Origin of the sequence: Synechococcus sp. R5-12 (genome assembly GCF_047502655.1) — a bacterium.
GTDB lineage: Bacteria > Cyanobacteriota > Cyanobacteriia > Thermostichales > Thermostichaceae > Thermostichus.
Genome location: NZ_JANSIM010000250.1, coordinates 1 through 5,587 on the forward strand (window position 1 = coordinate 1; position 5,587 = coordinate 5,587).

Genomic DNA, 5,587 nt, shown 5'->3' on the forward strand with positions numbered 1-5,587 from the left:
AAAAGCCGCTGTTGAGCACCGTCGCTCGCTTCTTCAAAACTCTGGCGAGGCCTTTCCCTGTCGGGCCTACAGCTCTCCTCAAACCCCCCGAACCTCCTCCCCCCAAGCGCCCGGTGCGCCTGCGGATTACCTGCCCAGGAGAGCCCCCCCAGGTGGTTGCCCTGAAGGGATCCGACATTCTCGGTCGCAGCCAGACGGTGGCCACCATTCGCATCCCTGCCCCCGCGGTGAGCCATCTCCACGCCCACATCCGCCCCCGCCCGGATTGGCGCCTGCCCGGTCTGGGTTGGCGGATCCCGTTGCCCCCTATTCTCTACTGGCTGGGGTGGAATGCCGGTCGCTACCAGCTAGAAGATCAAGACTCGACCAACGGCGTTTTCCGCCTCAAACCCTTCGGTGGCGCCGAGCGGGTGCGCCGGGTGATCTTGCGGCATGGCCAGCAACTGAGCCTTGGCCCGCCTCGGGATCCGGAGAGCGTCTGGATTCAGGTGCTGGATCCACCCCCACCACAGGTGTATGGGGTGCGCGGCTGCCTCATCCTGATGGTGGTCTTGGGGCTGGGGGCGAGGATTTGGATCGGCCATGAGTGGAGCAAGTTCTCAGTGGAGCCACCCCTCTCCGCAGATCGCAACCCCCTGATCGTCCTGGCCGGGGATCAGCAGACGGAGCTGCGCCGCCATCAGGGGGACACCTACCGGGAGCTGCCCGACCTGGAAGCTTTTGGGCCGATTTTGCCCAAGGTGGTGGTCGCCGCTGAAGATCACCGCTTTTACTCCCACTTTGGGGTGGATCTGCTGGGCATTGCCCGCGCCTTTTGGGTGAACCTGCGCTCGGGGGAGGTGCAGCAGGGGGGCAGCTCCATCAGCCAACAACTGGCCCGCACCGTTCTGCGGGACTACACCGGCTCAGGCAATACCTTTGGGCGCAAGCTGCGGGAGGCCGTCGCTGCCCTGAAGCTGGAACAGCGCTACAGCAAAGACGAAATCCTCGCTCTCTACCTCAACAATGTTTACCTGGGCAACGGCATCTACGGCTTTGAGACTGCCGCCCAGTTCTATTTCGGGATCCCAAGCCGCCAGCTCAGCCTTTCCGAAGCTGCGACCTTGGCGGCCATTTTGCCCGCGCCCAACGCCTTTAACCCCGTCGCCAACTATGATGCCGCCGTTCGGGGCCGGGATCGGGTGTTGGATCGCCTGAGCGAGCTGAAAGTCTTCCCCGAAGAGGAGATTCGGCGGGCCCGGCGCAGTCGCCTCACCCTCAACCCCAATTTGCGCTCCCAAACCATGACAGTTGCTCCCTACTTTTACAGCGCTGTCTTCCAGGAGCTGCGGCAGCTTTTGGGCCAAGACCTCTCGGCAGAGGGCAACTTCATCATCGAAACCACGGTGCATCTGCCCTACCAGCGTTTGGCAGAGCAAGTCCTGGCCCAAACGGTGCGCGAGTCGGGATCCCACTTGGGCTTCAGCCAAGGCGCTTTGGTCAGTCTCGACAGCCGCAACGGCGAAGTGCTGGCTTTGGTGGGCGGGATCGACTACAACGCCAGCCCCTTCAACCGGGCTACCCAAGCTCAAAGGCAGCCGGGCTCCACCTTCAAAGTGTTCACCTATGCGGCTGCCCTCACCCAAGGGATCCCTCTCTCCCAAGTGTTGTCGTGCGAGCCCCTCACCTGGGGCAACCTCACCTTTCGCGGCTGTCGCTCGGGATCGGCCCCTATGGATTTGGCCCGCGGCCTGATCCTCTCCGAAAACGTGATTGCCCTGCGGTTGGCCCAACAAGTCGGTCTAGAGCAAGTGGTGGCGATGGCGCGGCAAATGGGCATCCAATCGCCGTTGCAACCCTATCCTTCTATGGTGATTGGCACCATGGAGGTGAACTTGCTGGAGTTGACAGCAGCCTTCACTCCTTTTGCCAATCGTGGCCTTTGGTCAAGGCCCCACACCATCCGCCGCATCTTGGATAGCAGCGATTGCGCCAACCCCAACGACTTTCGCACCTGCCGCGAGATTTACCCTGGTCGGGAGGATCCCCGCTCTCAGCGACTTGTCCTGCCAGAAACCGTCGCCCAACAGATGACAGCCGTACTGCAAGGGGTGATCAGCTCCGGCACCGGCACTGCTGCCCGGCTCGGCATTGGAGAAGCCGGTAAAACCGGCACCACCACCGCCAACAAGGATCTGCTCTTTATCGGCTACACGCCCAACCCTCCTCTGGTGACCGGCGTTTGGTTGGGCAATGATGACTCCAGCCCAACACGAGGAAGCAGCAGCATAGCTGCTCAAACTTGGGGAAATTACACGAGGCAAGTCATTACCAATAGTTTGACGATGGTTCAATAGAGCAACTCCGAGAGCAGCCTTGGCAATTGGCAACCCCAAATCCTGACAACCCGACAGAAAACTCTCCTGCATCCCAAGTGAGAAATGCCTAATAACCAGTTTGGCCGTACCCCTCAATAAACCCACGATCTAGGTTCACCCACTTTCTCAGCGCAGATCTCGGCCAAAGGGCAACAACGACAAAATAATTAACTTCATGTGTTGTTTGGCAAAGGGGATCCCAACAATGGTGATTGCCAGAATCACAGCCCAGAAGAGATGGTTAAGCACCAACGGCCAGCCAAACAGCAATAGCCAGATGACGTTAAAGATCAGCAGCAGCGGGCTGTTGGCATCGGGATACTCCACCACTTCCTTTCCGAAGGGGGCAAGCACTGCAAACCCCAGTTTGATGCTCTGCCAGCCAAAGGGAATGCCGATGATTGTCAGGCAAAGGCTCAGTCCTCCTAAGATGTAGCCCAAACCTGTCAGCAAACCCCCGAAGATTAGCCAGATGATGTTGCCAATCAAGCTCATGATTCAGATCCTCCACCGTTGAGACCAAATTGCAGGGTACAAGAGCAGAACTAGCCTTCCTGTTCGACATCCATACTCTAACCAGCTGTTGGCCAAGACTGGGATCCCAAAATCTGCTTCTTTCCTGGGCTCTAGCGTTCTGCGTCACCGAGGGGAGCGGGCTCCATCACCGGAGGCACTGCGGCCCTATTCACCTTGCAGGGCAGAATGCGGTTCAGAAAGCGGAGGATCCCCCAAACCCAACTGACGGTGATCACCCAAAAGATCCACAACCCGCTTGCCCACGGTTGCGGCAAGTCCAAGGCCATCCCCCCAATCATTGGGCCAAGAGCAAACCCCGCCGCCCAGCAGAGGGAGTTGACCGACAGATACACCCCCCGCAAGTGATCCGGCGCCAAATCCGCCACCAAAGCAGAGGCAGAGGGGTTGTAGCTCACCAACGCCAAAGAGAGCACCGCCAGCGCCAAGACTGCCACCGCCGGGGCCGGAGCCCCCAATTCCGCCGCCAGACCGCTAAGCCAAACCAAAAGAAATCCCACCCCCCACATCAGGGCGGATCCCTGCAACCCTTGAATGCGCGTCCGGCGATTCAGCCAACGGGCCACCGGCATCTGCAGCAGAGCGATCAAGGCCCCATGCAAGGCAAACAAAATGCCGATTTGCACCTCTGGGATCCCTACCCCATTGCGGAAGTAAAGGGGCATGCTGCTGCTGAGCTGGGCCACATAGGTGGTGAACAGGATATTCGACAGGCCAAACACCAAAAGGGAGCGATCTCTAAGGGCGGTTTTCCAACCTGCCAACACCGGCTCTGCTGCCGGACAAGTCGCCCGAGTTTCCCGGATAAAAAACCAAAGCACCGCCAGAAAGATTAGAAAAGTGACACCGTCGATTACAAACAAGAGCCGATAGGCCCCCGTCAGAGCCACCAGCGTGCTGGCCATAGCCACCCCAAGGCTGAGGCCCAGGTTATCCCCCAGACGGTTGAGAGCGTAGGCTTCGTTGCGCTGCTCACGAGTGGTTAGATCTGCTACAATCGCTTCCGCAGGCGGCCAGTACAACCCCTGCCCCAAGCCTGCAGCCATATTGGCCAGGGCAAAACTCCAGAAGTCATAGGAGAGCGCAAACCCAAACGACCCCAAGGTGGAAATAGCCAGAGAGAGGATCAAAGTGGAACGGCGCCCCCAAGCTCCATCGGCCATCGAGCCGCCCAGGATGCGGCCAAACACCCCGGCAAAAGCCATAATGCCTAGCCCCAGGCCCACTTGGGTGGCGGTCAGCCCCACCTGATTCACAAAAAAGAGACTGGCATAAAACAAGGTAAAGCCGGTTCCAGTTTGGGAAAGCAGCCGACCGATAAAGATCAGCCAAACCTGAAAACTGAGCTTCGGCCACCAAGAAGGGATCCACATGTTGAGTGCAGCAGGATGTTGAGTGCAGCAGGGGAGGGCCTACCTAGCCTACGGGATCCCGATCCTTGAGGCCAGGGCAAGGAGCCTGCTCTGACAAGTAAACTGAAAATTTGTGCAGCCAGGCTTGATGTTCGTTGCCAGAAGGATCTTCACCCAGCGGGCCAGCAGACAGGGCAACCCATTTCCCCAACTCCAAATATTCGCTCAACAGCCGCGCCAACTTATAAACTCGATAATCGAGCTGCACTAAGCTACTTTTCATCTGCCCCAAAACACCCAGTCCTCTTCTGAGCCAACTTACAACCTTCAACCTTTCCCAAAACCTGCTGAGCAGGAAGCCAACCCCCATCTTGCTTGCTGCAGCCGAGGCGCAAGTTCCCTTTGCCCACAACAGAGCACCTGTAGCTCAGCCGCAAACCTGGACAAAGCTAGAAGAAGCTGTGCCTTACAGTTCTAGTACCAACAATTTTAACTAACGGGGGTGCGGGGGCAATAGGTCCCATGCTCTAGCCGCAGGGTGAGCACTGGGATACATGGATCCCCGCCATACCCCTGAGCGAAATCTGTAGTAAAGCCTACTTATGCTGGCGGTAACCTACAAGTACTGGGCTTATCCAGATGCCTCCCAACAAACCAGCTCACGGGCGGACGACGGGGATTGACCTGGTTTTGGAGCAATTCCTGACGACTTCAGAGGGCGCTTTTGGGAACGGCCCAAGGGCTTCAAAGCCCTGCAAGGCCAGCTGAGAAGGCTGCAACCCAGGGGGGCGAGAAAACAGCAGGGGTCTTGCCACTGGAAGAGAGCACCACTGCAGGTTGCCAGGATGCAGCAGGGCATTGCCAATGGTTGCCAAGAGTTTCATTTCCAGAGGGCCCATTGGCGTTGAGACCGAGGGCAGACCCTCTCTATCTTTTCTTTGTGGAAGATCTTTGTGGAAGACCTCAAGGCCAAGGGCTGGGCAAGGGGGATGTTGCCCAAGGATTGCGTCGAGGCTGCCTGGGGATAGATTCTCTGCCTTCTGGAGTGGGTTTGCTGGAAGGGTGGGGTGGACTTTGCCAAGGTTGACCCCAAAGGAAGCGGCCAAATCGGTTGCAAGTGCTGGGGGATGGTTAGCAACAGCTGGGCCGTCGGGGGGCCTCAGTGCCCTGAATGCCGGTACCGGGTGCATCGGGACTCAGCCTCAGCCTTGGGAACTGTGCTGGGTGGATTAGAGGTTGTTTTGCGAGCTGGCAGTGCCTAGGGGGGAGGCTGGGGAAGGGGAACCGCCTGTCCAGTTGTTCTGTCGGGGGTTGTAGACCCAGACAAGTGGCGTGGGGCAGGAA

Annotated in this window: 4 protein-coding genes; 1 reads left to right on the forward strand and 3 read right to left on the reverse strand. The window is 58.5% G+C overall.

Annotated features, from left to right (window positions below):
- A partial coding sequence (locus tag NW843_RS12660) for a transglycosylase domain-containing protein (protein ID WP_414523115.1) occupies positions 1-2,336 on the forward strand: 2,336 nt, incomplete at its 5' end.
- Between the two features lie 147 nt (positions 2,337-2,483).
- On the opposite strand, the gene NW843_RS12665 is transcribed toward NW843_RS12660, so the two are convergent.
- The 3 genes from NW843_RS12665 to NW843_RS12675 form a co-directional block, all read right to left on the reverse strand.
- Positions 2,484-2,852 (reverse strand): YccF domain-containing protein, encoded by a 369-nt coding sequence (locus NW843_RS12665; RefSeq protein WP_414343163.1) that lies wholly within the window; start codon positions 2,850-2,852, stop codon positions 2,484-2,486.
- A gap of 131 nt (positions 2,853-2,983) precedes the next feature.
- Positions 2,984-4,264, reverse strand: coding sequence for an MDR family MFS transporter (locus NW843_RS12670; RefSeq protein ID WP_011432585.1), 1,281 nt, complete (start codon positions 4,262-4,264; stop codon positions 2,984-2,986).
- A 43-nt stretch (positions 4,265-4,307) separates the two neighbouring features.
- Entirely contained in the window at positions 4,308-4,526 is a 219-nt protein-coding gene (locus tag NW843_RS12675) for a hypothetical protein (RefSeq protein WP_414523116.1), read from the reverse strand.
- Between the last annotated feature and the right edge of the window lie 1,061 nt (positions 4,527-5,587).